This is a genomic window from Streptomyces albidicamelliae (genome assembly GCF_025642175.1).
Taxonomy (GTDB): Bacteria; Actinomycetota; Actinomycetes; order Streptomycetales; family Streptomycetaceae; genus Streptomyces; species Streptomyces albidocamelliae.
In genome coordinates, this window is record NZ_CP106795.1 from 2,597,070 (window position 1) to 2,622,648 (window position 25,579).

The following is a 25,579-nucleotide window of genomic DNA, read 5'->3' on the forward strand; positions in this document are numbered from 1 at the left end:
CCGGGCCGGGCATTCGCGTGGTCGCGTTTTCTGTTTCCGTCTTCATGCTCGCACACGGGCGCGGGCACGCACAGCGACCGGTGGAGGGCGGCGGGCGGGATTCACGTCACATGGACGCTATTGCCATCGTCAAACTGACGTGAAGCGGTTATGATAGATAGCGTCAGTTAGACGAAAAGTAGAAAGGGTGCGTGTCGTGACCACCGCCCAGCCCCCGGAACTCGACGTGCAGCCGACTCCGCTCGCCCTGCTCCTGCTCGGCCGTGAGGCCGACCCGAAGAGCGAGCGGGGCGTCGAGTGCCCCGGTGACCTGCCCTCGCCGTCCGACCCCGACCTGGTCGAGCGCGCCCGCGCGGCCAAGGAGAAGCTCGGCGACAAGGTCTTCGTGCTCGGCCACCACTACCAGCGCGACGAGGTCATCCAGTTCGCCGACGTCACGGGCGACTCCTTCAAGCTGGCCCGCGACGCGGCCGCGCGCCCGGAGGCCGAGTACATCGTCTTCTGCGGTGTGCACTTCATGGCCGAGTCGGCGGACATCCTGACGTCCGACGACCAGAAGGTGGTCCTGCCCGACCTCGCCGCCGGCTGCTCCATGGCCGACATGGCGACGGCCGAGCAGGTCGCCGAGTGCTGGGACGTGCTCACCGAGGCGGGCGTCGCCGAGCAGGTGGTGCCGGTGTCGTACATGAACTCCTCGGCCGACATCAAGGCCTTCACCGGCAAGCACGGCGGCACGATCTGCACGTCGTCGAACGCCAAGCGCGCCCTGGACTGGGCGTTCGAGCAGGGCGAGAAGGTGCTGTTCCTGCCCGACCAGCACCTCGGCCGCAACACCGCCGTGCGGGACATGGGGATGTCCCTGGACGACTGCGTCGTCTACAACCCGCACAAGCCGAACGGCGGCCTGACCGCCGAGGAGCTGCGGGCCGCGAAGATGATCCTGTGGCGCGGCCACTGCTCGGTCCACGGCCGCTTCAGCCTGGACTCGGTGAACGACGTCCGTGCGCGCATCCCCGGGGTGAACGTCCTCGTCCACCCCGAGTGCAAGCACGAGGTCGTCGCCGCCGCGGACCACGTCGGCTCCACCGAGTACATCATCAAGGCCCTGGAGGCGGCCCCGGCCGGTTCCAAGTGGGCCATCGGCACCGAGCTGAACCTGGTCCGCCGGCTGGCGAACCGTTTCGCTCCCGAGGGCAAGGAGATCGTCTTCCTCGACAAGACGGTCTGCTTCTGCTCGACGATGAACCGCATCGACCTGCCGCACCTGGTCTGGACCCTGGAGTCCCTGGCCGAGGGCAACCTCGTCAACCGCATCGAGGTCGACAAGGAGACCGAGGCGTTCGCGAAGCTGGCCCTGGAGCGGATGCTCGCGCTTCCGTAGCCGCACCCGCCCGGCGGGGTCCGGCGTCGGCGTGCGAGGTCACGCCGACGCCGGTTTCCGTCCGGGGCGGGCCGGATCCAGCGTGAAGAGCGTGCCGTCGGGGGTCGTCACCACCAGCGCGCCGCCGTTCACCAGCAGCTCCGGCGAGTTGTAGTCGCCGCTGACCACGGTGCCGGCCCGCGGATAGGACTCCCATAGCCGGTGTCCCGTACGGGCGTCGAGGGCCGCCACCCGGCCGCTCGCGCTGGCCAGGAACACACTGCTGCGCCCGTCCGCGACGGGCGCGGCCGGCTGTTCGAGGGTCGTCGCGGTGCGCCACAGCTGCCGGCCGGTCAGGGGCGAGACGGCGGTCGCCCGCCCGTCCGAGGCGGCGAGACACAGCACCCCGTGCGCCATCGCCGCCCGCCCCCGGTGCTCCTCGGCCATCGCGTGGGTCTCGCGGGCCCCGGTGCGGGGATCGATCACCACCACCCGGGTGAACGGGTTGTCCTGCGCCATCGGGTCGACGGACCGCCGTGCCGCGTAGACCAGCCGTCCGTCCAGGGTCCCGGCGTAGTCCGCGGTCACCGGCGGCGCGGCCGGGAGCCGGCGCGCGGAGCCGTCGGCGGGATCGACGGCGATCAGCCGCCGCTGGGCGCCGGACGCGGTGTGGTAGCCGGTGCAGTCCGCGTACAGGCCGCCGCCCGCGCCGTGGAAGTCGCAGTGGTGTCCGGCCGGCACCTGCATCGACCAGCGCGCGGAGCCGTCCCGCGGGGAACGGGCCGTCACGGTCAGGCCGTCCGGGACGAGGACGAGGCCGCCGGCGACCACCGCCGACGCGTTCCCGTCGCCCGTCGGACGGGACCACAACCGCCGTCCGTCGTCGGCGGCGAACGCGGCGACGGTGGCCGCGGTGTCGTTGCCCGCCGGGTTCAGGACGCTCTCGCGGACGAGCACGACGCCCTCGTGCACCCCGACGACCGCGCTGTCGTAGTGGTCGAGACCGATCCCCGGCGGCTGGGTGCCGGCCCGCCAGACCGTGCGGCCGGTGACCGCGTCGACGCGGATCGGCAGGGTGCCGTTGCCCCCGCAGTAGACCGCTCCCCCGCTCAGCGCGCAGGACGGCTGCCCGCCGCGGCCGGGGCCGTCCGCCGGCGCCGCGGAACGCTTCACGCCGTGGTCGGCCACCGCGTACACCGTCGTCCGCCAGGGCCGCCAGCCGTCCGGGAGGGCACCCCAGCGGGCGGCCGTGGGACGGGGCGAAGGGCCGGCCCCGGGCCGCGCCCCGCCCTGGAACGGCCCGATCAGATACGCGGTGAGGGCGGCCACCAGCACGCCCGCCACCCCGAGGGCGAGCGGCACCCGCAGGGCGCGCCTCCGGCGTGCGGGGGCGTCGGCCGCCGCCGCGGACGGTACGGCGTCCGGGTCCGCGACGGCCGGGTCCCGGTACGGGGCGGAGTCGGCCGGGTCCGCCGTCGGAGGCCGGGTCGCCTCGGGGTCCGCCGTCGCGGGCCGGGTCGGCTCCGGGTCCGCCCGGCGGTGCGGGACGGTGGGCGGCTCCGCGGCGGCCCGCTCGGGCAGCACGGCGGCGAACTCGGCGGCCAGGGCGTCGAGTCCGGGCCGGGCGGCGGCCCGCTTGACCAGGCAGCGGGACAGGACCGCGCGCAGCGGCTCGGCGACCGCCGTCAGGTCGGGCTCCTCGCTCATGACCCGGTACGCCGTCAGATAGGGGCTGTCCGCGTCGAAGGGGCCGCGTCCGGTCGCCGCGAACACCACCAGCGCGGCCAGCGAGAAGACGTCGGACGCGGGACCCACCGACCGGGCGTCCGCGAGCTGTTCGGGGGACATGAACGGCGGGGTGCCCATCATGTGCCCGGTCTCGGTCAGCGCCTGGTTCTCCGCCGCGCGCGAGATGCCGAAATCGATGACCCGGGGGCCGTCCTCGGCCATCAGGACGTTGGCGGGCTTGAGGTCGCGGTGCACCACCCCGGCCCGGTGGATGTCGCGCAGAGCCTCCACCAGGCCGAGGACCAGCCGGCGCAGTTCGGCGCCGGCCAGCCGTCCGTCGTCCCGGACGCGGGCGGAGAGCGGGCGTCCCGGTACGTACTGGGTGGCCATCCAGGGCCGGCCAGCCTCCGGGTCCGCGTCCACGACCGGCGCGGTGAAGGCGCCGCTCACCTTGCGGACGGCGGCGATCTCCTGGCGGAAACGGGCCCGGAAGACGGGGTCCTCGGCGTACTGGGCGTGGACCACCTTGACGGCGACCTCACGCCCCGATCCGGCCCGCGCCCGGTAGACGACCCCCATCCCACCGGCCCCCAGCCGGTCGACGATCCGGTATCCACCGAGCGACCCGGGGTCGCCCTCGTGCAGTGCCACCGCCCCGTTCCCCCTCCCCCGCAAGAGCAGTTCCGGATCACAGGATAGGAAAGGTCTGCGCGGGAGGGGACGCGGTGCGGGGTGTCAGACCCCCGCGGGCTCCGGCTCGTCCGAGGCGGCCGGGGCCGGGGACGGCGGACCCTTCTTCGCCGCCCGCTTCTTCGCGCGCCGCTCCTTGCGGAGCTCCAGCATCGCGTAGAGCGTCGGGACGAGGAGCAGGGTCAGCAGGGTGGAGCTGATCAGGCCGCCGATGACGACCACCGCGAGCGGCTGGGCGATGAAGCCGCCCTCACCGGTGACGCCGAGGGCCATCGGGAGCAGGGCGAAGATCGTCGCGAGGGCCGTCATGAGGATCGGGCGCAGCCGGTGCCGGCCGCCCTCGACGACGGCCTCGACGACGCCGTATCCCTGCGATCGGTACTGGTTGATCAGGTCGATCAGCACGATCGCGTTGGTCACCACGATGCCGATCAGCATCAGCATGCCGATCATCGCCGGGACCCCCAGCGGGGTGCCGGTGGCGACCAGCAGGCCGATCGCGCCGGTCGCCGCGAACGGGATGGAGACCAGCAGGATCAGCGGCTGGACCAGTGAGCGGAACGTCGCCACCAGCAGCATGAAGACGATCGCGATGGCCGCCAGCATGGCCAGGCCCAGGTTCTTGAACGCGTCGTCCTGGTCGGAGGAGACGCCGCCGATCTCGGCCGTGGCGCCCGCGGGGAGCTTCAGGGCCTTGATCTTCGACTGGAGCCTGGTGCTGATCGCGCCCGTGTTGTCACCGGTCGGCTTCGCCGTGACGGTGGCGGCGCGCCGGCCGTCGATGCGGGTCATCGACACCGGGCCGTCCACCAGCTTCACGGTGGCGATGTCACCGAGCCGCACGGGGCCGAGGCGCAGCTTCTTCAGCTGGGCGAGGGTGGTCGCGGGCTTCGCGGACCGCACGACGACGTCGCGCTCGGTGTCGTCGAGCACCGCCTTCGCCGCCGTCGTGCCGCGCACGGCCTGCGCGACCGCGGCGCCGAGCTTCTGGTCGTCGAACCCGGCGGCGGCGGCCCGGGCGTTGGCCCTGACCGAGATCCGCGGGACGCTCGTCGCGAGGTCGCTGGTGACGTCGGTGACGTGGTCGAGCCCGGCGACGGTGGAGCGCACCTGCTCGGCGGCCGTGCGCAGCGCCTCCGGGTCGGCGGCCTTCACCACGACGCTCAGGTCCTGGTTGCCGAAGCCGTCACCGGCGGACACGGTGGTCGTGCCGATGCCGTCGAGCTTCTTCAGACCGTCCTCGATGTGCCGCTGCACGTCGTCGTAGGACGCCGAGTCCTTCAGCATCACCTGGTACGACGCCTGGTTGGTGTCCGTGCCGCCGCCGAAGGCCGCCATGAAGCCGGAGGAGCCGACGGTGACCTGGTAGTCCTTCACGCCGTCGGTGGCGGCGAGCAGCTTCTCCACCTTGCGGGCCTGGACGTCGGTGGCCGCGAGGCCGGTGCCGGGCTTCAGCTCCTGCTTGACGGTGAGGACCTCCTGGTCGCCCTGGTCGAAGAAGTTCGTCTTCAGCAGTCCGCCCATGCCGAAGGTGACGACCAGGACCACGAGCGCGATCAGCACGCTGGTGAGGCGGCGGCGCGTGGCGAAGCGCAGGACGGGCACGTAGGCGCGCTGGAGGCGGCTGTTCGCCTCCTTCTCCTCGGCCGCGCGGCGGGCCTCGGCCGCGTCCTCGGGGGTGCCCTTGGGCGCGCGCAGAAACCAGTACGACAGGACCGGGACGACCGTCAGCGAAACGAGCAGCGAGGCCAGCAGGGCCGCCGTCACCGTGATGCTGAACGAGCCGAACAGGGCGCCCACCATGCCGCCGACCAGGCCGATCGGCAGGAACACGGCGACGGTGGTGAGGGTGGAGGAGGTGACCGCGCCGGCCACCTCGCGCACGGCGGTGAGGATCGCCTCCCTGCGCTCCTCGCCGTAGCCGAGGTGGCGCTTGATGTTCTCCAGCACCACGATCGAGTCGTCGACGACCCGGCCGATGGCGATGGTGAGCGCGCCGAGCGTGAGCATGTTCAAAGACAGACCGCGCGTCCACAGCACGATCAGCGCGAGCACGACGGACAGCGGGATGGACACCGCGGTCACCAGCGTGGAGCGGACCGAGGCCAGGAAGACCAGGATGATCAGGACCGCGAAGAGCAGGCCGAGCGCGCCCTCCGTGGTCAGGCCCTTGATGGACTTGGACACCGCGGGGCCCTGGTCGCTGACGACCGTGAGCTTCGCGTCCGCGCCGAGGTCCGTGCGCAGGCCGGGCAGCTTGTCCTTGACGGCGTCGGAGATGGCCACCGCGCTGCCGTCGTGGTCCATGGTGACGTTGACGGCGAGGCTGGGCCGGCCGTCGGTGCGGGTGAGGGAGTCGGCCGGGGCCGGCTTCTCGGCGACGGTCGCCACGGCACCGAGGCGGACGGGCTTCCCGCCGCCCTCGCCGGCGATGCGCAGGTCGCGGATCTGCCGGAGCGAGGTGAAGCCGCCGCCGACCTGGACGGTGCGGTTGGCGCCGTCCTCGGCGAAGGAGCCCGCCGGGACGGTCGCGCCGCCGGCCTGGAGGGCCTGGCCGAGGGCGGCCGGGGTGAGGCCGGCCCGGGCGAGCTTCGCGTCGTCCGGCGTGACGGTGACCTGCTGGTCGCGCACGCCGGTGACCTGGACGCGGCCGACGCCGTCGATGTCCTTCAGGACCGGCACGACCGACGTGTCGATCCGGTCGGCGAGGGCCTGCTGGTCCTTGCCGGAGGTGACGGCGAGGACCACGGTGGGCATGTCGTCCGTGGAGCCGGAGACGACCTGCGGGTCGACGTCGTCCGGGAGCTGGTTGCGGGCCCGGTTGACGGCCTGCTGTACGTCGGAGACCAGCCGCTTGGTGTCGTTGCCGTAGTCGAAGGACGCCATGATCACGGCGTTGCCCTCGCTCGCGGTGGAGGTGACACCGGTGATGCCGTCGACGGCCTGCAGGTTGTCCTCTATGGGCTCGACGACCTGCTTCTCGACCACGTCGGGCGAGGCGCCCTGGTACGGCGCGACGACCGACACCATGGGCAGCTCGATGGTGGGCAGCAGCTGCTGCTTGATCTGGGGTATCGCGATCAGCCCGAAGGCGAGCGCGATGAGCGAGACGAGCCCGACGAGGGCGCGTTGCGCGAGGCTGAATCTCGACAGCCAGGACATGGATCCGGTTCTCTCTGTGAGCGGCAGGAGCGGCGGGGGACGCACGGGCGCGCCCACCCCACCACCCTGAGCCATGCCGGAGGGCCGAACCGTAGGCCCCAGGTCCCGTTCCTTATCCGCCCCCTACTCCGCGCGCAGTACGCGCGGGTGGAGATCAGTCCGTCCTCGGACGTACCAGCCCCGACTCGTAGGCGATCACCACGAGCTGGGCCCGGTCCCGCGCGCCGAGCTTGGCCATGGCCCGGTTGACGTGCGTCTTCACGGTCAGCGGGCTGACCTCCAGACGTTCGGCGATGTCGTCGTTGGAGTGCCCGCCGGCGACCTGCACGAGCACCTCGCGCTCCCGGCCGGTGAGCGCGCCGAGGCGTTCGGAACGGGCGGGGTCACGGCCGTCGTCGCCGTCGCCCTGGGCCAGGAAGCGGGCGATCAGACCCTTGGTGGCGGCCGGGGAGAGCAGCGCGTCACCGTCGGCGGCCAGCCGGATGGCGTTGAGCAGTTCCTCGGGCTCGCTGCCCTTGCCGAGGAAGCCGGAGGCGCCCGCGCGCAGGGCCTGCACCACGTAGTCGTCGACCTCGAAGGTGGTCAGGATGACCACGCGGACCTGGGCGAGAGAGGGGTCGGCGCTGATCGCCCGGGTGGCGGCGAGGCCGTCGGTGCCCGGCATCCGGATGTCCATGAGGACGACGTCGGGGGCCTCCGCCCGGGCCAGCCGGACCGCCTCGGCGCCGTCGGACGCCTCCCCCACCACCTCCATGTCGGGCTCGGAGTCGACCAGCACGCGGAACGCGCTGCGCAGCAGCGCCTGGTCGTCGGCGAGCAGGACACGGATCGTCATGCGGGCTCCCCCGGGGCCGTCGTACGCGTCTGCGCACGGCTGTCGGTACGGGTCCCGGGGCCGGTCCCGGCACGCGGGCCGCTGGTGTCGGCACGGGTCCCGGAGCGGGTCTCGGGACGCGTCTCGACGGGCAGGATCGCATGGACGCGGAAGCCGCCGCCGTAGCGGGGGCCGGTGGTCAGGGTGCCGCCGAGGGCGGAGACCCGCTCCCGCATGCCCAGCAGCCCGTGTCCGCCGCCGGCTCCGGGCGCCGCGTCCTGCCCGGCCCCGTCGTCGAGGACGCTGATCTCGACGTTCGGTCCGACGCGTACGACGCTCACCTCGGCCCGGGCGCCGGCGCCCGCGTGCTTCTGCACGTTCGTCAGGGCCTCCTGGACGATCCGGTAGGCGGCCAGGTCGACGGCGGCCGGGAGGTCGGTGCCCTGGTCGGCGCGGGCCACCTCCACCGGGAGACCCGCGCTGCGGACGGTGGCCGCCAGTTCCTCCAGGCGGCTGAGGCCGGGGGCGGGCTCCGTGGGCGCCTCGGGGTCGCCGGACTGGCGCAGCAGGCCGACGGTGGCGCGCAGTTCGTTCAGTGCGCTGCGGCTGGCCTCGCGGACGTGGGCGAGGGCCTCCTTGGCCTGGTCGGGCCGCTTGTCCATGACGTGGGCGGCGACCCCGGCCTGCACGTTCACCAAGGCGATGTGGTGGGCGACGACGTCGTGCAGGTCGCGGGCGATGCGCAGGCGTTCCTCGGCGACCCGGCGGCGGGCCTCCTCCTCGCGGGTGCGTTCGGCGCGCTCGGCCCGCTCCCGGATGGCCTGCATGACGGCGCGGCGGCTGCGGACGGCGTCCCCGGCGGTGGCGCCGATGCCGGTCCAGGCGAGGACGGCCAGGTTCTCCTGCGCGTACCAGGGCAGCGGGCCGCCGAGCATGGCGCCGGCCGTCAGCACGGTCATGGTGAGCAGACCGACGCGCCAGGTGGTGGAGCGGTCGGTGGTGGAGGCGACGGTGTACAGGGCGATGACGGCCGACATCGCCACGGGGGCACGCGGGTCGCCGGTGACGAACTCGACCAGGGAGACGCCGCCGGTGACGGCGAGGACCGTCTTCGGGGCGCGGCGGCGGAAGACGAGGGCGGCGGCGCCGAGGACCATGAGGAGGAGGGCGAAGAGGTCGGGGGTGCGGACGCCCCAACTGACCCCGTGCCCGTCCTTCGGCACGACGAAGGAGCCGGCGACCATGCACAGCAGCACGCCGGCGGCGATGGCCGCGTCCAGGGCCAGGGGGTGGGCCTTGAGGCTGCGGCGGGCGCGGTCGAGAGTGCTCACGGGACTGAACAGTACGGGCGTTTCGGGTGCGGGTCACCAAAAGGTGCCCGGTACCGGAAGGTACCCGGTACCGGAAAGCAGCCGGTTCCGGAAGGTGCCCGGTACCGGAAGGTACCCGGTACCGGGAAGCAGCCGGTTCCGGAAGGTGCCCGGTAGCGGAGAGCACCCGGTACCGAAGCCGGCCACGACGGGCCCGCGGCCGCCGGACGACAATATGACCAGAGCTGTTGGGCGCCCGGTCCCCCCGCGGACTCGTCCCGTTGGCCGGTCGCGCTCAGCCTTCTCGCCAGCATCCCGCCGACGAAAGGCATCCCGTGCGCCCCCTCCCGCTCCGAGTGGTCTGGTCCGCCGCCGCTGCCGCGCTGGTCTCGGCCACCGGCCTCACCGGATCCGCCCACGCCGTCACCTACGGCACGCCGACGATCAAGCTGTCGGCGTCCTACCTCTCGGGCGCGGTCGGCGGCACCGGGGACCCGGTGGTCACCGTCACCGTCGCCCAGAGCGGCGCCGACGCCTCCGCCCTGACGGTGGCCGCGAGCAGGACCAGCACGGCCGGTGTGGCCGGCACGGGCGACGTCCGGGTCACCGGCACCGGCGGCACCCGTACCGTCGCCGTCACGGCGCACGCCCGGGGCTACGCCGACCTCACCCTGAAGGTGACCGGGCTCGGCGGCAAGACCGCCACCACGACCCTGCACTACGCCGCCTCCCCGGCCGTCCAGCACAGCGCCGACGCCCGCTACCTGACCGGCGCCTCGGACGCCTCCGCCGGTGTGGATGTCGGCGGCGGGTACGTCGTGGTCGCCAACGACGAGGACAACACCCTGCGCCTGTACGACGGCGCCGCCTCCGGCGCTCCGGTGCGCACCTGGGACCTGGACAACGCCCTGGGCGCCGACAAGGAGGTCGACATCGAGGGGGCCGCGCGGGTCGGGAACACCGTCTACTGGACGGGGTCGCTGGGCAACAACAAGGACGGCGAGTACAAGGCCGACCGGAACACCGTGTTCACCACGACCGTCTCCGGCTCGGGCGCCGGCACCCAGCTGGCCTTCGGCAGCGCGGGCCACCGCCTCCGCGACGACCTGGTGGCCTGGGACGAGGCGAACGGCAACCGGTACGGCTTCGCCGCCGGGACCGCGACCGGGCAGGTCCCGAAGCAGATCGACGGCTTCAACGTCGAGGGGCTGGAGTTCGCGCCGGGCTCCACGACCACCGCCTACGTCGGCTTCCGGGCTCCGCTGGTGCCGCCGCGGACCGGCGGGAAGGCGCTGATCGTGCCGGTCACCGACATGGACCAGGTGGTGCGCGGCGCGAAGGCCACCTTCGGCGCGCCGATGGAGCTGGACCTCGGCGGCCTCGCCATCCGCGACCTGCGCCGCAACGACCAGGGGCAGTACCTGATCGTCGCCGGGTCCTGGGCCGCCGACGACAACAGCGACCCGTACGCGCTCTACTCGTGGGACGGTGTCGCCGGGAACCGGCCGGTCAAGCTGCTGGACCTGCCGACGGCGGACGCGGGCGGCTGGGAGTCGGTCGTGTCCGTGCCCGACCTGTCCGTCGCCGGCGCCCGGGTGCAGCTGATCACCGACGACGGGGCGGCCGACCTGTACGGCGACGGCGTGGAGGCGAAGGACCTCACCCACCCGGAGTGGCAGAAGTCCCGCACCACCTGGTTCACCCTGGGCTGATCCCCCGGGGCCGCCCTGGGCCGTTCCGGGCTCGTTCCCCGGGGTCGCCCTGGTCAGCCCGGGATCAGGCCGTCGTCGCCGAGGAGCTCCCGGACCTCCTCCAGCGTCGCGTCGGACGACGGCAGGATCAGTTCGGAGGGTTCCAGCGCGTCGTCCGGCAGCGGGGTGCCGAGCCGGTGGACCGCGTCCAGGAGAGCGGTGAGCGTGCGGCGGAAACCGTCGCCGTCGCCGCTCTCCACCTCCGCCAGCAGCTCGTCGTCCAGCTTGTTCAGCTCAGGGAAGTGGGAGTCGTCCAGCCTCACCTGGCCCTCCCCCATGATCCGTACGATCACGTCCGCCTCCTCGGCTCGGGGCCCCGGCGCCGGGCTACTGCTTGTCGAAGCGCGGGGTGTCCTGCGGCTGCTGCTGGGACTGCCCCTGACCGGTGCCGCCCTCGATGGCCTGCTGGGGGGAGCCCCCGGCCAGCTCGGCCTTCATGCGCTGCAGTTCCAGCTCTACATCCGTACCACCGGAGAGCCGGTCCAGCTCGGCCTGGATGTCGTCCTTGGCCATGCCGGAGGGGTCGTCGAGGGCACCGGAGGCGAGCAGCTCGTCGATGGCGCCGGCCCGGGCCTGGAGCTGGGCGGTCTTGTCCTCGGCGCGCTGGATGGCCAGGCCGACGTCGCCCATCTCCTCGGAGATGCCGGAGAAGGCCTCGCCGATGCGGGTCTGGGCCTGCGCGGCGGTGTAGGTGGCCTTGATGGTCTCCTTCTTCGTACGGAAGGCGTCGACCTTGGCCTGCAGGCGCTGGGCCGCCAGGGTGAGCTTCTCCTCCTCGCCCTGGAGGGTGGTGTGCTGCGTCTCCAGGTCCGTCACCTGCTGCTGGAGGGCGGCACGCCGGGACAGGGCCTCACGGGCCAGGTCCTCACGGCCGAGCGCCAGCGCCTTGCGGCCCTGGTCCTCCAGCTTGGAGGACTGCTGCTGCAGCTGGTTGAGCTGGAGTTCCAGGCGCTTGCGGGACGTCGCCACGTCCGCGACGCCGCGGCGCACCTTCTGGAGCAGCTCCAGCTGCTTCTGGTACGAGTAATCGAGGGTCTCGCGCGGGTCCTCGGCCCGGTCAAGGGCCTTGTTCGCCTTCGCGCGGAAGATCATCCCCATACGCTTCATGACACCGCTCATGGGCTTCGCGCGCCCCCTTCTGACGGACTCCAGCTCACAGATCCTGCGACAGGACCCACAGTACGGGCCCTGCCTCCATTACCGCACTGTTCGGGCGGTGATGCGCTCATCCCCAAGGACGACCGTGGACCGTGCCGCTCCGGCGCAGGGAGTAGGTGATCCCCCACCCGGACCCCGGCGGCACCTCCCCGGAAACGTCCTGTCTGTCCCCTACAGACGCCCGGCGTTGCGGGATCGTTCCCCGCCGGACTGTGGTCCATGCCGGTGAAGCCCGTACCCTTGGGTTTTGTGTTCCGTAGCCGTGCCAAGGAAGAGAAGGCCCCGACCGCCGACAAGGCGCAGGTGACCCTCTCCAAGCAGACCCGTGACCCGCAGGCCCCGAAGGGCAGGCCCACGCCCAAGCGCAGTGAGGCCCAGTCCCAGCGCCGCAGCGTCGCCCAGACGCCGACCAACCGCAAGGACGCCGTCAGGCGTCAGCGTGAGGACCGGCGCGAGGCGATGGCGCGCCAGCGCCAGGCGCTGGCCAGCGGCGACGAGCGTTATCTGCCGGCCCGTGACAAGGGTCCGGTCCGCAAGTTCGCCCGAGCCTGGGTGGACTCGCGGTTCAACGTGGCGGAGTTCTTCCTGCCGCTCGCCGTGGTGATCCTCGTGCTGAGCGTGGTGCGGGTGCCGTCGATCCAGAACATCGCGCTGCTGCTGTGGCTGGTCGTGATCGTGCTGATCGTGCTCGACGCGGCGGTGAGCGGCTTCCGGCTGCGGAAGCGGCTCAAGGAGCGCTTCCCGGACCAGAACACGCGCGGCGCGGTCGCCTACGCCCTGATGCGTTCCCTGCAGATGCGCCGGCTCCGCCTGCCGAAGCCGCAGGTCAAGCGCGGAGAGCGGCCCTGAGCGCAGACGCTTTCACCGGGGGTGCGGCCGATGCCTGGCTGAACAAGCTGGGCGGTCTGCGGGACGTCGTACGGCAGGAGCTGGTGGCCCGGCAGCTCGACGAGCAGATAGCCGGGCGGTTCCCGGTCGGGCAGCGGCTGCGGGTGCTCGACGTGGGGATGGGCCAGGGCACGCAGGCGCTGCGGCTGGCCCGGCTCGGCCACCAGGTCACCGGCGTCGAGCAGGACTCGACGATGATCGCCACCGCGCGCGAGGCCCTCGCCGGGGAACCGGAGGGCATCCGCGCCCGGGTCCGGCTGGTGGAGGGCGACGGGCGGGACACCGGCGTGCACTTCCTGCCGGGCAGCTTCGACGTGGTGCTGTGCCACGGGGTGCTGATGTACGTCGAGGAGCCCGACCCGCTGGTGGCGGGTCTGGCCCGGATGCTGGCGCCGGGCGGACTGCTGTCGCTCCTCGTGCGCAACGGTGACGCGCTCGCCGTGCGGCCGGGCCTGTCCGGGGACTGGGCCGGCGCGCTGGCCGCCTTCGACACCACCGCCTACCGCAACCGTCTCGGCCTCGACGTACGGGCCGACCGGCTGGCCACCCTCACCGCCACGCTCGCCGGCATCGCGGCCCCGCTGCACGCCTGGTACGGCGTCCGGGTCTTCACGGACACGGCGGCGGACGGCGCGGACATCCCCGAGGACCTCGGGACGCTGCTCGCGGTCGAGGAGCGGGCCGGGCGCACGGACCCCTACCGGGGCGTGGCGGCACTGCTTCATCTGTGCGGCGTGCGGGGCTGAACCGGGCGGGCCCGCGGCGCGCGGGCCGCGCGGAGGGCCACCGCCCGGAGGCCGGCCGCCCGTCCGCGCGTCCCGGAGCGGTCTACGCCCCTTCGGCGTCCAGGCTCATCGGCCCGTAGATCTCGGACTGCTCCTCGAACAGCCGCACCTGCTCGGCTCCGCCCTCGAGCAGCGCCTTCCAGTGCTCGCCGATCCAGGACTCGGCATCCCCCTGCGTGGTGAACTCCTCGGGTTGCACCGCGGGCTGGACCTCCGTCCCGTCGGCCTTCTCGAACCGCCACGTCCATGCCGTCATATGGGCCTCCTAGTGATCCAACTCCTGCTCGCAGCGTATGCGCTCCGCGGGGTCGGCCGTTAGAGGCCCCGGATGCCCCGCGGGCCCGCGGTGACGCGCCTCGGGGGCCGCCGGTGCGCGGGAGCCGCGTGGACGGGCGAAAATCGGTCGCGTGGAAATCACTCTGCTCGGAACCGGTGCCCCGGCGGGTCTGCCCCGCCCCGACTGCCCCTGCGCCGTGTGCGCGACCGCACTGGGGCCCGACGCCCGGGCGGCGACCGCGCTGCTCGTGGACGGGGCGCTGCTGCTGGACCTGACGCCGGGCGCGGCGTTCGCGGCGGCACGGGCGGGGCATTCGCTGGGCGGGGTGCGGCAGGTGCTGCTGTCCCATCCGCACGACGGTCCCCCGGTGGAGGTGCCGGCCGGACTGCCGCAGCCCGTACGGGTGCCGGACGGGCGGGAGTTGACGCTGCTGACGGGGCATCGGGTGCGGGCCGTGGCGATGGACGCGGGCGGCACGGGGTACGCGGTGACCGGGCCGGACGGGCAGCGGCTGCTGTACCTGCCGCCGGGCGGTGCCCCGGCGGGCCTGGCGGAGACGACGGCGGAGTCGTACCACCTGGTCCTCGCGGACGTGGTGGGCCGCCCGGACGCGCTGGCCCGGCTGCGGGCGGTGGGTGCCGTCGGTCCGACGACCGATGTGCTCGCCGTCCACCTCGACCACGACGTGCCGTCCGGCGCCGAGTTGCGGCGGCGGCTCGCGGCGGCCGGGGCGCGGGCGGTGCCGGACGGCACGACGGTGGTGGCCGGCGTGTACGAGGACGTGCCGGACGTGCCGCGCCGGACGCTGGTGCTGGGCGGGGCGCGCTCGGGGAAGTCGGTGGAGGCGGAGCGGCGGCTGGAGGCCTTCCCGGACGTGCTGTACGTGGCGACCGGCGGGACGCGGGGCGGGGACACCGAGTGGGCGGAGCGGGTGGCGGTGCACCGGGACCGGCGGCCCGGGTCGTGGCGGACGGCCGAGACCACGGATCTGGTGCCGCTGCTGGCCGAGGACGGGCCGCCGCTGCTGATCGACTGTCTGTCGCTGTGGCTGACGGACGCCATGGACGCGGTGGGGGCCTGGGACGACGCGGAGTGGGCGGGCGGCGGTGAGAAGGCGCTGCGGGAACGGGTGCGGGAGGTGACGTCGGCCGTGCGCCGTACCCGGCGGACGGTGGTCGCGGTGTCCAACGAGGTCGGCTCGGGCATCGTGCCGGCGACCGCGTCCGGCCGGCGGTACCGGGACGAACTGGGGCGGCTGAACGCGGCGTTCGGGGCGGAGTGCGAGCAGGTGCTGCTGGTGGTCGCGGGTCAGGCGCTGGTGCTGCGGGGCTGAGCGGGCGGCGCGGCGAGGCGGCGCTCCTTGCGGGCGACGACGCGGTACGCGTTGGAGAACGGGGTGCGGCGCAGCAGCGGGGCCAGGGTCCGGTCCACGGCCGCGGCCAGCGCCTGCACCGGGGTGGCCGCCTCCCGCAACAGCGGGTGGACATGGGCCACGGCCAGGGCGACGGCCGCCGACAGGTCGTAGGGCAGGTGCGGATCGAGGCGGTCCGTGACGAGGACCGTGCAGCCGAGGCTCTCCAGTTCGGCGCGGAGGTTGTCCCGCGGCGGCAGGTGCAGGTGGCGGGGCTGACCGTAGGGCAGCCACCATCTGCCGAGCAGGGCGGCGAGGGCGCACCCCGGGTCCGGGAGTTCGACGATCAGGTGGCCGCCGGGGCGCAGCGTGGCGAGGGCGGCGCGGAGTTCGGCGCGCGGGTCGGGGGCGTGCTGGAGCTGGTGGAACATGCTGACCACGTCGTAGCGGGCGCGCAGCCGGGCCGTCATGCCGGGGGTCGTGAGGTGGCCGCGGTGGGCTTCCTCGATCCGGCCCTCCCGCCGGGCCTGTTCCACACGGTCCGTGGGGTCGAGGCCGTCGAAGCTGGTGTAGGGGAAGAACTCCTTGGCGGCCGCGGGGAAGTGGGCGTGGCCCGTGCCGACGTCCAGCCAGCTCTCCGGTTCGGGCAGGGCCGACAGGCGGTACGCGGCGGCGCGGTGGCGGCGGCCGAGCATGCGGGCCGGCACGATCCGGGCGGTGAGTTCCGCCAGCTGCCTCTCGTAGAAGTCCCGGTGGAAGAAGGCGAAGCCCTCGGCCGTGAGGCGGGGGTTCTGGAAGACGTGACCGCAGTCGTCGCAGGCGTCGAGGCAGTAGGTCCCCGGCCGGTGGCGCAGCGGGTCGGACGCGCGCAGCCGGGTGCGCAGCCGTACGGAGCCGCACCAGGGGCAGTTCCCGCGGCGCGGCTCCAGGAACGTGTCGGTGGTGTCCGGGGTGACGTTGGTGACGTACGGCGTGAGGGGCGTGCTCGGCATGGCGGCTCCCTGTGCGACATTCCACTGCAAACCGGAACGTATGGGATGCCGGTGGTGGGTGCAACGACGTCGTCGCGGCGTGGTGGCCATGTGGCGCCGGGGCGTTCGCCCCCGGGCGGTACTGTTCGGCGAATGAGCAGGATTGATCTGGACGACTTCACCGATCTGATCGAGCGCCCGGACGGGGGCGTGCGCCGTGACGCCGAGGCCCGGCGGGAGCGCCAGATCGTGCCGCCGGGGGCCCTGGGGCGTCTCGACGAACTGGGCGAGTGGCTCGCCGCCGCGCAGGGCGCCGTACCGGTACGGCCGGTCGAGCGGCCGCGCGTGGTCCTCTTCGCCGGCGACCACGGCATCGCCGAGCTGGGTGTCTCGGCGCGGCCGGCGGGCGGTGCGGAGCGGCTGGTGCGGGCGGTGCTGGAGGGCGCGAGCCCGGTCGCGGTGCTGGCGCGGCGGCTGGAGGTGCCGGTACGGGTCGTGGACATGGCCCTGGACTGCGATCCGGCCGGCTTCCCGGAGGACGTCGTACGGCACCGGGTACGGCGGGGCAGCGGCCGGATCGACATCGAGGACGCGCTCACCCTGGACGAGGCCGAGGCGGCGCTGCGCGCGGGCGTGGCGCTCGCCGACGAGGAGGCCGACTCCGGCACGGACCTGGTGGTGCTCGGCGACATCAGCGTGGGCGGGACCACGTCGGCCGCGGTGATCGTCGCCGCGCTGTGCGGGACGGACGCGTCCGTGGTGACCGGGCGCGGCGGGCTCGCCATCGACGACCTGGCGTGGATGCGCAAGTGCGCGGCGATCCGGGACGCGCTGCGGCGGGCCCGGCCGGTGCTCGGGGACCAGTTGCAGCTGCTGGCGACCGTGGGCGGGGCCGACCTCGCGGCGATGACCGGGTTCCTGCTGCAGTGCGCGGTGCGCAAGCTGCCGGTGATCCTGGACGGGGTCGTGGCCGCCGCGTGCGCGCTGGTCGGGCAGCGGGTGGCCTTCCGCGCGCCGGACTGGTGGCTGGCCGGCCATGCCAGCGGGGAGCCGGGGCAGGCGAAGGCGCTGGACCGGATGGCCCTGGAGCCGCTGCTGGAGCAGGGCGTGAAGGTCGGCGAGGGCGCGGGCGCGCTGCTGGCGCTGCCGCTGGTCCGGGCCGCCGCGGCCCTGGCGGCGGAACTCCCCGAGCGGCCGGAACCGGTCGCCGCCGAGGAGCCGAAGGAGCCGGACACTCCGGCGGCCGAGTAGTCCGCCGGCCCGGCACCGCCGTATTCCGCCGCGTCGGGCGCCGGCCTGCGCGGCGGCACACGCGAGCGGCCGGGCCGGGCCCTGTCGAAGACCCCCGGCACCGGCCCGGCGCCCGGGCGACGGCCACCTACCGGCACCCCGGCAGCGGGCCCGTACTCGATCCGGCGTGCCACCACACCCCTGGCGGGAATGGCCGGGTTCGTCAGGTCATCGCCCATATGATCCTCACCTATGGGAGATGCCCGAATTGCCGTGCAGCCGGAAGCCGGACCGTGGCGTCCGGGCGAGGAGGGGCGGCGGTCCACCGGGACCTCCCGGCGCGCCGCCGCCGTCGCCGTCTGGTATCTGCGGACCGTCGCCTTCGTCAACTTCCTCAGCGCCGTGTGGGTCTCCCTCGGCCAGGACGTGCGCCGCCACAACCAGGACGACTTCTTCACCCCCTACCTGCTGACCGCCGGCTTCGCCTCGGGGGTGTTCACCGCGTTCCTGGCGATCACCATGCGACGCCGCAAACGGGCCGCGTGGATCCTGAACCTCGTGCTCAGCGGCGCCTTCCTCGCCCTGTTCGCGTTCGCCATGGCGTTCCCGGAGATCCGGCGCTACCCGCAGAACTGGATCTCCCTGGCGCTGACGGCCGCCTTCGTGGGCGCGCTGCTCGCCGGCCGCGGTGAGTTCTACGCCAAGGGCGACCGGTCCAACCCGCGGCTCGCCGCCACGGTCGCCGTCGGCGGCGGGCTCGCCGCCTCCCTGCTCGCCGGACTGCTGGTGACGGTCACCGACCGGGCGCCGGACGCGGCCCGTTCGACCTTCCTGGAGCGCTGGCACTACGGCACCCTGCGGCTGGTGTCGGTGGCCGCCGAGGAGTCCAGCTTCCCCGGCATCGACCCGCCCAACTGGGCGAACGTGGCGGTCAACGTGCTCAGCACGGCCCTGGTCCTCGCCGTGTTCTACGCCGCGTTCCGGTCCCGGCGGGCCGTCGACCCGCTCACCGAGGACGACGAGAAGCGGCTGCGGGCGCTGCTCGAACGGCACGGGGAGCGGGACTCGCTCGGCTACTTCGCGCTGCGCCGGGAGAAGAGCGTGGTGTGGTCGCCGACCGGGAAGGCGGCCGTCGCCTACCGGGTCGTCGGCGGGGTGAGTCTCGCGTCCGGGGATCCGCTCGGCGACCCGGAGGCCTGGCCGGGGGCGATCCTGCCGTGGCTCGCGCAGGCGCGGGCGCACGGCTGGATCCCGGCGGTGATGGGGGCGAGCGAGGAGGCCGGGACCGTCTACGCCCGGCACGGCCTGGACGCGCTCGAACTCGGCGACGAGGCGCTGGTGGAGATCGCCGAGTTCACGCTGGAGGGGCGGGCCATGCGGACCGTCCGGCAGGCCTGCAACCGGGTGCGGCGGGCCGGGTACCGGGTGCGCATCCGGCGGCACGAGGACATCCCGGCGGACGAGATGGCGTACCTGCTGGAACGCGCGGACGACTGGCGGGACGGGGCGACCGAGCGCGGGTTCAGCATGGCCCTCGGCCGGCTCGGCGACCCCGAGGACGGTCGCTGCGTGATGCTGGAGTGCACCGACGGCGAGGGCCGGCTGCGGGCCCTGCTGTCCTTCGTGCCGTGGGGCCCGCACGGGCTGTCCCTGGACCTCATGCGGCGCGACCGGGACTGCGACAACGGGCTGATGGAGTTCATGGTCATCGAGCTGCTGCAGCGCTCCGGCGAGACGGGGATCACTCAAGTGTCGCTGAACTTCGCGGTGTTCAGGTCGGTCTTCGAACGTGGCGCACGCCTCGGCGCCGGGCCGGTGCTGAGGCTGTGGCGGTCGCTGCTCAGCTTCTTCTCCCGCTGGTGGCAGATCGAGTCGCTGTACCGCGCGAACGCCAAGTACCGGCCCATCTGGGAGCCGCGGTTCCTGCTCTTCGAGAAGAGCGCGGACCTGCCGCGCATCGGCCTCGCCGCGGCCCGTGCGGAGGGCTTCCTGGAGGCGCCGGGGCTGCCGAAGTGGCTGCACCGCAGGCACCTGGACACACACCGCTAGCCGCCGAACAGCCGCACGGACGAGGGACGCTCGATGGGAAGGCTCGCCGACTGGGCCCGCGCCGAATGGGGGCTGCTGTACGTCACCGCGCGCGAGCCGCTGCGCACCAGGAACCTGCGGGCGCTGCCGATGACCCTCGGGGCGGTGTGCCTGACGGCCGTCCTGCAGTACGTGCAGAACCAGCCGTGGGGCTACCGGCCCGTGCAGAACCTGGGTGCCGTACGGGCCGAGGACCCGCTGTGGCTGGCCCTGCTGCGCACTCCCCTGTCGCTCTTCGTGCCGGCGCTCGACCTGCCCGTGTGGGGGGCGCTGGCGCAGATCCTGTGCGTGTTCGGCATCGCCGAGGTGTGTCTGGGCTGGTGGCGGACGCTGGCCATCGCCTACCTCGCCACGCTCGCCGGGACGCTGTACGCGCGGGTGGGCATCGCGCTCGGCCCGCACGCGCCGTTCGGGCTGCCGTGGTCCGACGCGCAGGTGGTGGACACCGGCCCGTCGGCGGCCGTCGTGGGGCTCGCCGTGTTCGTCAGCTGGCGGTACGGCGCGTACCTCACGTCGGCGGCGGTGACCCTGGCGATGGTCGTCGAAGTCCTGGTCAAGGAGAACCTGGCCGGCAAGGAGCATCTCGCCGCGCTGATGGCCGTGGGGACGCTGTGCCTGGCGGTGGCGGTGCGGCACCGGTACGGGCTGTTCGCCGGGCGGCGGCCGCGGGACGCTCAGCGGCGGTCGGGCAGCCGGAGCGGGCGGGGGTCGGGCTTGCCGCCGATCCAGTCCTGAAGGGCCCGGCGCGGCCGGGCCCAGCGGCGGTCGTGGCGGTAGGCGCGCAGGGCGGCCTTGGCGCGGGCGCGGGGGCGGCGGCCGTAGAAGCGACGGGCCCACGGGGAGCCGGGGCGGGCGAGCCGGACCGCGCCGACGATCGCGACCAGCGGCACGATCGCGCCGAAGACCGCGATACGGGTCTTGCCCTTGCCGAGCGCGACGAGCGCGAAGACGAAGTTGCCGGCGATGGTGCCGATGGCGCTGCCGCGGTCCTGGAGTTCGTCCTGGGTCAGGTCGTTGACCCCGAAGGGCGAGAAGCCGGCCAGCAGCAGCAGGACCAGGGCGGCGGTGAGCACGACCACCTCGACGCTCTTGCGGCCCTCCGCGCTCCAGTAGACGTCGTCCAGGTGCAGGATCAGCGCGAACTCGTCGAGGACCAGGCCCACGCCCATGCCGAAGACGACGGCGGCGACGGCCCCGCCGGCGCCGTGCCGGTCGCTGGCGACCGCGCCGAAGCCGCCGACGACGGTGAGGAGGACGCCGGGGACGACGTGGTGGATGTGCAGCCCGCCCGCCTTGACGTTCCCGAACGGGCCCCGGCCCGCCCGGATCATGCGGGTGATGACCCGGGTCACCAGGAAGGTGACGACGAAGGCGGTGAGGGCGAGCAGCAGGGGGAGCTTGCCCGGCTCCAGGATGTTCCGCTCCCACCAGTGCCCCATATGCGCACCTTATCCCTGGGTGTGGAAGGGGGCCTCGCGACCGCCGGGTAACCTGCGCCGGTGCTCAAGTCCTCCCCTCTCGACGGCCTCCGCTTCGCCTTCGGCACGCTCACCGTGCTGCCCGTCCGGGTGCACCGGTGGGACCGGCCGGCCGCGCGGGGCGGGATGCTCACCGCGCCGGTGGCCGGTCTGGTCGTCGGCGTCCTCTCGGCCGGGCCGGCGCTGCTGCTCCTCTTCCTGGGCGCGGGCCCGCTGCTCGCCGCCGTCGCCTCCATCGCCGCTCCGGCCGTGCTCACCCGCGGACTGCATCTCGACGGGCTCGCCGACACCGCCGACGGGCTGGGCAGCGGCAAGCCCGCCGAGGACGCGCTGCGGATCATGAAGCAGTCGGACATCGGGCCGTTCGGCGTCATCACCCTGGTGCTGACGCTGCTGGCCCAGGTCGCCGTGCTCGCCCAGCTCTACGGCGGCTCGTGGGCGCGGGGCGCGCTGGCCGCCGTCGTCTCGGCGACGGCCGCCCGACTCGCGCTGACCCTGGCCGCGCGCACCGGGGTGCCGGCCGCACGGCCCGAGGGGCTGGGGGCGGCGGTGGCCGGGGTCGTGCCGAAGGGCGCCGCCCTGACCGCGGCGGTGGCCGTGATCGCGGCGGCCGGGGCGGCGGGGGCCTGCCTCGGCGGGTACGACGCCGTGCGCACCGCCCTGGCGGTGGCCGTCGCCGCGGCCGTCGCCGAACTCCTGCTGCGCCGCTGCACGCGCCGTTTCGGCGGCATCACCGGGGACGTGTTCGGCGCCCTGGCGGAGACGGCGGCGACGACGGCGCTCGTGGTGCTGGCCCTCGGCCGCTAGGGCCGGTCGTCCGGGCACGCGGTCGCGTGTCAGCGGGGCGGGTGCAGGCCGTGGGGCAGTGTGCCCCAGGGTGCGGCCCGTCGCCGGGTACCGCGCAGTGCACGCGGGCGCCCCGCGCACGTGCCGCGGCGGCCACGTCGGCGCCTGGCGGTACGCCGTACACCAGATGGCATGCGAGCGCGCCCGGCGCGGGGGCCGGGGCCCGGGCGGGGGTGTGCCGGTACGCCGACCAGGGGCCCTCGAAGGTGACCAGGAGCTCGGCGAGCGCCGCGTACGCGGGGTGCGGCCGGGTGCCGTGGTTCAGCGCGAGGGTGGGGCAGCCGAGGGCCCGGGCGGCCGCGGCCAGCCGTTCGTAGTGCCCGAACTCGCCGATGCCGCTGCTCACCTGGTCCAGGAAGGCGCCCTCGGTGCCGTACCAGGTGCGGTGCCGGGCCAGGTCGCGCACGACGTCGTCGTGGGTTCTGCGGCCGTAGCCGGTGTCGACGTAGCCCAGCACGGTCACGCCCGCCGCCCGCAGCCCGGCGGCCGTCCGGGCGAACGCCGCGTCCGGGCGGTCGCCCGGCCCGCTCGCCGGGTTGAGGACCACGCCGTACAGGCGGGGCGCGGCGGCGAGGACGGCCGCCCATTCGGCGGGGCGGACGGCCGGGTGTTCGTAGTAGGGGACCAGCAGGGTGCTCATCGGTGGGCGGTCGCCCTGCCCAGCCGGTGGCAGACCAGCGCCGACTGGGCCGCGGCCGCCACCGTGTACACGACGAGGGCGACCAGGTGCGGGCGGCCCGCGTGCAGGGCCAGGGCGAGGGTCTGGGCGAGCGCGGCGGCGCAGCACACGGCCGTGGCACCGAGGACGGCCCCGAAGGACTGCAGCAGCAGGCCCGTCCACAGCACCACGCCGAGCATGAGCAGTCCGGCGAGGCGGGGACCGGCCTGGCCCGGGGCGCCCGGCTGGAGCGCGGTGGTGGCCAGGGCGAGAGCGAGCAGGGCCGCGAGGTATACGGCGAGGCAGCCGGCCAGGGCGAGGACGGTCGCCCGGCGGAAGGCCCGCGGTGTGCCGCTGCCGCGCAGCGCGGCCAGGGCCCGGCTCCGGAAGCGGTACAGCAGCCATTCGGCGGGACCCATGCTGAGCGTGAGCGCCACGGCCGACGGCACGCCGTGCCCGGTGCCCCCGGCCAGGAGGTCGCCGAGGGCCGCGTACAGCACCAGGACGCCGGTGCCGAGCCCGAACACGGCGTAGGGCAGGGAGGCGAGCAGGGCGGGGCGCGCCCGCGCCGGAGTTCCGGCCCTTTCCCCGCGCCGCTTGACGTCCCTGATCTTCGTGACGTCCCTGATCTTCTTGACGTCCCTGAACCCCGGAGCGGCCTCCAGCAGGCCGAGGACCGCCACCGCCGTCAGCGAGGTCAGCAGGAGGGCGAGCGCGGCGGGTCCGGGCAGCGGGCGCGCCAGGGACACGAGGCCGCCCACCGCAAGCGGGCCGAGCGCCGCCAGCAGGATCCGTTCGCGGCCCATCACCAGCAGGGCCCCGGACGCGCCCAGGTAGCAGGACTGCCCGGCGGCGAACGCGACCTGGGCCGGGTGCCCGGGGCCCGCGACGGCGAGCGCGACCAGGGTGCCGAGCAGCATGCCCGCGGGGGCGCCGGTCAGCAGGCAGCGCCGGGCCGCCGGGCGGTCGCCGAGGCCCAGCCAGGAGTAGGCGCGGTGGGCGAGCCCCTGGTTCCAGGCCCAGCCGCACAGGGCGCCCGCCAGCAGGGTGCGGGTGCCGGCCGGGAGGCCGCCCGTGTCGTGCGGGCCGGCCAGGAGCGGGGCGCCGAGCACGTAGGCGAAGCCCGGCAGGGCGAAGAGGACTCCGCGCAGCAGACAGCCGAGCAGGCCGATCCGCCACGGGTCCGCGGGCGGTCCGGCCGGTTCGGGATGGCGGCGCGGGGTGCGGTCGTAGAGCCGCTCGGCGAGCGCGAAGGAGTCCTCGACGCCGTAGCGCTCGCGTATCCGGTCGTCGGAGAGGCCGTCGGACTCCAGCAGCGCGGCTATCTCGTCGGGGTGGACGGCGGCGGCCACGAACTCGTCGAGTTCGCGGGCGAGTTCGTCGATCGGGTCGGTACGGGCCCAGCCGGGCCGGTTGCGCTGGCGGGGGATGCCGGACAGCACCCGGTTCTCGTCGGTCACCAGTCGGTCCCGTCCGTCGCGACGGCCGCGTACCACGGGTCGTGCAGCTCCGCGGTCCAGTCGGCCACCGTCTCGACCGCGGGCTCGTACCGCTCGGGCAGGCCCGCGAGTTCCTGGTAGATGGTGCGGAAGTTGTCGACGGAGCGGCGCAGGGTGAACCGGTCGATGACCCGCTGCCGCGCCGACTCGCCCAGTTCCCGGCGCCGTTCGTCGTCCCGGAGGAGGGAGAGCGCGGCGGCCGCCATCTTCTCCGGTTCGCGGGGCGGCACGACCAGCCCGGTGTCGCCGACCGCCTCGCGGACCCCGCCGACGTCCGTGGAGACCGTCGTACGGCCGCAGGACATGGCCTCGATGAGGGAGAACGGGAAGCCCTCGGAGATGGAGGACAGCATCACCACGTGACCGGCCGCGTAGGCGCGCCAGACCTCGGTGACACGGCCCTCGAAGGTGAGGCCGTCGGCGACACCGAGTTCGGCGGCGAGCTTCTCCAGGCGGGTGCGGTACTCCTCCCCGCCGGGCGGGACCGGCCCGAAGAGCCTCAGCCGGGTCTCGGGGAGTTCGGCGCGGACGGCGGCGTACGCGCGCAGCAGGGTCTCCAGGTCCTTGATGGGGTCGACGCGTCCGCACCAGGTGAGGGTCGGTACGCCGGGTTCGGGACCGGCGTGCGGGAAGGCATGCGGGTCGACGCCGTTGTAGACCGTGCGGATGCGGCCGGCGTCGGCGCCGCCGCGCTCCTCCCAGCGGCGGTTGTACTGGTTGCACGGCGTGATCAGGTCGGCCGCGCGGTAGCCGAGCGAGTTGAGTTCGCGGTAGAAGCCCAGCAGGAACGCCTTCACGGGCCAGCGGTGACCGTCGCCCCGCTGTCCCAGGTAGCGCTCGCGCAGGTAGATGCCGTGTTCGGTGAGCAGGAACGGCACCCCGTCGAGGCGGTGCGCGGCGAGCGCGGGCAGGGTCGCCAGGCCGCTGCTGACGGCGTGGGCCACCGAGTCCACGGGGATGCGCACCCCCAGCGGGCGCAGGGCGTGCTCCAGCAGGTCGGTGGCGGTCAGGGCGTCGTGCACGGTGGGCCCGGCCGCGGCCGTCGGCAGGTGCGGCATCGTCCAGATCCACTGGAGCGAGCGCAGCGCGGACTCGGTGCGCAGGGCCGCGGACAGCCGTCCCTCGCGGGCGAGGACGGCCAGCTCGTACAGCGCCTCGCCGAAGTCGCAGCGCGCCCCGGGGTCGAGGAAGGACAGCAGGAGACGCTCGTAGGCGTCGGTGAAGCGGCGCCGGTCCCGGCCGTGCGGGGCGCGGGTGCGGCCGGGGCGCGGGCCCCAGGTGGGCACGGTGGTGTGCCGGCGGACGTTCGGCGGCAGCTCCCAGGTGACGGGTTCGCGGCCGCTGCCGGTGAGCGAGACGAGATGGAAGGCGACCTCGGGCATGCCCTTGACGAGCTGGTCGCACCAGGTGCTGACCCCGCCGTGGACGTGCGGGTAGGTGCCTTCGGTGAGCATGGTGACGTGACGGCCGGTGCGCATCGCTGCGCAACTCCCCCCTGTGTCGCGGATGACGTGCGGGGAACCGCGCTCCCGGAC

21 protein-coding genes are annotated in these 25,579 nt (G+C 74.2%); 9 read left to right on the forward strand and 12 right to left on the reverse strand.

Annotated features, from left to right (window positions below; genetic code table 11):
* Nucleotides 1–196 precede the first annotated feature (196 nt).
* Nucleotides 197–1,381: a quinolinate synthase NadA gene (gene nadA, locus N8I86_RS12055; RefSeq protein ID WP_263277753.1), complete on the forward strand. Its 1,185-nt coding sequence runs from the start codon at nucleotides 197–199 to the stop codon at nucleotides 1,379–1,381.
* A gap of 39 nt (nucleotides 1,382–1,420) precedes the next feature.
* On the opposite strand, the gene N8I86_RS12060 is transcribed toward nadA, so the two are convergent.
* The 4 genes from N8I86_RS12060 to N8I86_RS12075 all read right to left on the reverse strand — a co-directional run bounded on the left by N8I86_RS12060 (nucleotide 1,421) and on the right by N8I86_RS12075 (nucleotide 9,085).
* The gene (locus tag N8I86_RS12060) at nucleotides 1,421–3,739 is read right to left on the reverse strand and encodes a protein kinase domain-containing protein (protein WP_263277754.1); all 2,319 of its coding nucleotides are present in this window, start codon (nucleotides 3,737–3,739) and stop codon (nucleotides 1,421–1,423) included.
* 84 nt (nucleotides 3,740–3,823) lie between these two features.
* On the reverse strand, nucleotides 3,824–6,940 hold the full coding sequence (locus N8I86_RS12065; protein WP_263277755.1) for an efflux RND transporter permease subunit: 3,117 nt from the start codon (nucleotides 6,938–6,940) through the stop codon (nucleotides 3,824–3,826).
* A 154-nt stretch (nucleotides 6,941–7,094) separates the two neighbouring features.
* Nucleotides 7,095–7,775, reverse strand: coding sequence for a response regulator (locus N8I86_RS12070; protein ID WP_123438136.1), 681 nt, complete (start codon nucleotides 7,773–7,775; stop codon nucleotides 7,095–7,097).
* Entirely contained in the window at nucleotides 7,772–9,085 is a 1,314-nt protein-coding gene (locus N8I86_RS12075) for a sensor histidine kinase (protein ID WP_073893078.1), read from the reverse strand. Before N8I86_RS12075 ends, N8I86_RS12070 begins: the two co-directional genes overlap by 4 nt.
* A gap of 314 nt (nucleotides 9,086–9,399) precedes the next feature.
* Between N8I86_RS12075 and N8I86_RS12080 the strand changes: the two genes are divergently transcribed.
* Nucleotides 9,400–10,776, forward strand: a complete 1,377-nt coding sequence (locus tag N8I86_RS12080) for a hypothetical protein (protein WP_404830803.1) — start codon at nucleotides 9,400–9,402, stop codon at nucleotides 10,774–10,776.
* A 53-nt stretch (nucleotides 10,777–10,829) separates the two neighbouring features.
* On the opposite strand, the gene pspAA is transcribed toward N8I86_RS12080, so the two are convergent.
* Together pspAA and N8I86_RS12090 are read right to left on the reverse strand one after the other, a co-directional pair.
* Entirely contained in the window at nucleotides 10,830–11,108 is a 279-nt protein-coding gene (pspAA, locus tag N8I86_RS12085; protein ID WP_073893084.1) for a PspA-associated protein PspAA, read from the reverse strand.
* Between the two features lie 34 nt (nucleotides 11,109–11,142).
* Nucleotides 11,143–11,934 (reverse strand): PspA/IM30 family protein, encoded by a 792-nt coding sequence (locus N8I86_RS12090; protein WP_073893086.1) that lies wholly within the window; start codon nucleotides 11,932–11,934, stop codon nucleotides 11,143–11,145.
* A gap of 258 nt (nucleotides 11,935–12,192) precedes the next feature.
* On the opposite strand from N8I86_RS12090, the gene N8I86_RS12095 reads away from it, so the two are divergent.
* Together N8I86_RS12095 and N8I86_RS12100 are read left to right on the forward strand one after the other, a co-directional pair.
* The gene (locus tag N8I86_RS12095) at nucleotides 12,193–12,822 is read left to right on the forward strand and encodes a DUF3043 domain-containing protein (protein ID WP_185091409.1); all 630 of its coding nucleotides are present in this window, start codon (nucleotides 12,193–12,195) and stop codon (nucleotides 12,820–12,822) included.
* Nucleotides 12,823–12,905: 83 nt separating this feature from the next.
* Nucleotides 12,906–13,607, forward strand: a complete 702-nt coding sequence (locus N8I86_RS12100; protein ID WP_073893092.1) for a class I SAM-dependent methyltransferase — start codon at nucleotides 12,906–12,908, stop codon at nucleotides 13,605–13,607.
* 82 nt (nucleotides 13,608–13,689) lie between these two features.
* On the opposite strand, the gene N8I86_RS12105 is transcribed toward N8I86_RS12100, so the two are convergent.
* Nucleotides 13,690–13,902, reverse strand: a complete 213-nt coding sequence (locus tag N8I86_RS12105) for a hypothetical protein (RefSeq protein WP_073893095.1) — start codon at nucleotides 13,900–13,902, stop codon at nucleotides 13,690–13,692.
* Between the two features lie 151 nt (nucleotides 13,903–14,053).
* Between N8I86_RS12105 and N8I86_RS12110 the strand changes: the two genes are divergently transcribed.
* Nucleotides 14,054–15,256: a bifunctional adenosylcobinamide kinase/adenosylcobinamide-phosphate guanylyltransferase gene (locus N8I86_RS12110; RefSeq protein WP_073893097.1), complete on the forward strand. Its 1,203-nt coding sequence runs from the start codon at nucleotides 14,054–14,056 to the stop codon at nucleotides 15,254–15,256.
* Here the strand turns inward: N8I86_RS12110 and N8I86_RS12115 are convergent.
* On the reverse strand, nucleotides 15,232–16,266 hold the full coding sequence (locus N8I86_RS12115) for a class I SAM-dependent methyltransferase (RefSeq protein WP_073893100.1): 1,035 nt from the start codon (nucleotides 16,264–16,266) through the stop codon (nucleotides 15,232–15,234). The two genes, N8I86_RS12110 and N8I86_RS12115, sit on opposite strands and share 25 nt — an antisense overlap.
* 132 nt (nucleotides 16,267–16,398) lie before the next feature.
* On the opposite strand from N8I86_RS12115, the gene cobT reads away from it, so the two are divergent.
* The 3 genes from cobT (at nucleotide 16,399) to N8I86_RS12130 (ending at nucleotide 20,298) form a co-directional block, all read left to right on the forward strand.
* A complete protein-coding gene (gene cobT / locus N8I86_RS12120) occupies nucleotides 16,399–17,496 on the forward strand; it encodes a nicotinate-nucleotide--dimethylbenzimidazole phosphoribosyltransferase (protein ID WP_073893102.1) in 1,098 nt (365 codons plus the stop codon).
* 231 nt (nucleotides 17,497–17,727) lie between these two features.
* Nucleotides 17,728–19,524, forward strand: a complete 1,797-nt coding sequence (locus tag N8I86_RS12125; RefSeq protein ID WP_263277756.1) for a phosphatidylglycerol lysyltransferase domain-containing protein — start codon at nucleotides 17,728–17,730, stop codon at nucleotides 19,522–19,524.
* Nucleotides 19,525–19,557: 33 nt separating this feature from the next.
* Nucleotides 19,558–20,298, forward strand: a complete 741-nt coding sequence (locus N8I86_RS12130; RefSeq protein ID WP_263277757.1) for a hypothetical protein — start codon at nucleotides 19,558–19,560, stop codon at nucleotides 20,296–20,298.
* On the opposite strand, the gene N8I86_RS12135 is transcribed toward N8I86_RS12130, so the two are convergent.
* Nucleotides 20,238–21,002, reverse strand: coding sequence for a hypothetical protein (locus N8I86_RS12135; protein ID WP_073893110.1), 765 nt, complete (start codon nucleotides 21,000–21,002; stop codon nucleotides 20,238–20,240). The genes N8I86_RS12130 and N8I86_RS12135 overlap by 61 nt on opposite strands.
* A gap of 60 nt (nucleotides 21,003–21,062) precedes the next feature.
* On the opposite strand from N8I86_RS12135, the gene N8I86_RS12140 reads away from it, so the two are divergent.
* A complete protein-coding gene (locus tag N8I86_RS12140; RefSeq protein WP_123438129.1) occupies nucleotides 21,063–21,848 on the forward strand; it encodes an adenosylcobinamide-GDP ribazoletransferase in 786 nt (261 codons plus the stop codon).
* On the opposite strand, the gene N8I86_RS12145 is transcribed toward N8I86_RS12140, so the two are convergent.
* Genes N8I86_RS12145 through pelF form a run of 3 tightly spaced genes read right to left on the reverse strand, consistent with a single transcriptional unit; the run spans nucleotide 21,772 to nucleotide 25,522 of the window.
* Nucleotides 21,772–22,527 carry a spherulation-specific family 4 protein gene (locus N8I86_RS12145; protein ID WP_263277758.1) on the reverse strand — a complete coding sequence of 252 codons (756 nt, stop codon included), beginning with the start codon at nucleotides 22,525–22,527 and terminating at the stop codon, nucleotides 21,772–21,774. The two genes, N8I86_RS12140 and N8I86_RS12145, sit on opposite strands and share 77 nt — an antisense overlap.
* Entirely contained in the window at nucleotides 22,524–24,005 is a 1,482-nt protein-coding gene (locus N8I86_RS12150) for a hypothetical protein (protein WP_263277759.1), read from the reverse strand. Before N8I86_RS12150 ends, N8I86_RS12145 begins: the two co-directional genes overlap by 4 nt.
* Entirely contained in the window at nucleotides 24,002–25,522 is a 1,521-nt protein-coding gene (gene pelF / locus N8I86_RS12155; RefSeq protein WP_263277760.1) for a GT4 family glycosyltransferase PelF, read from the reverse strand. Before pelF ends, N8I86_RS12150 begins: the two co-directional genes overlap by 4 nt.
* Between the last annotated feature and the right edge of the window lie 57 nt (nucleotides 25,523–25,579).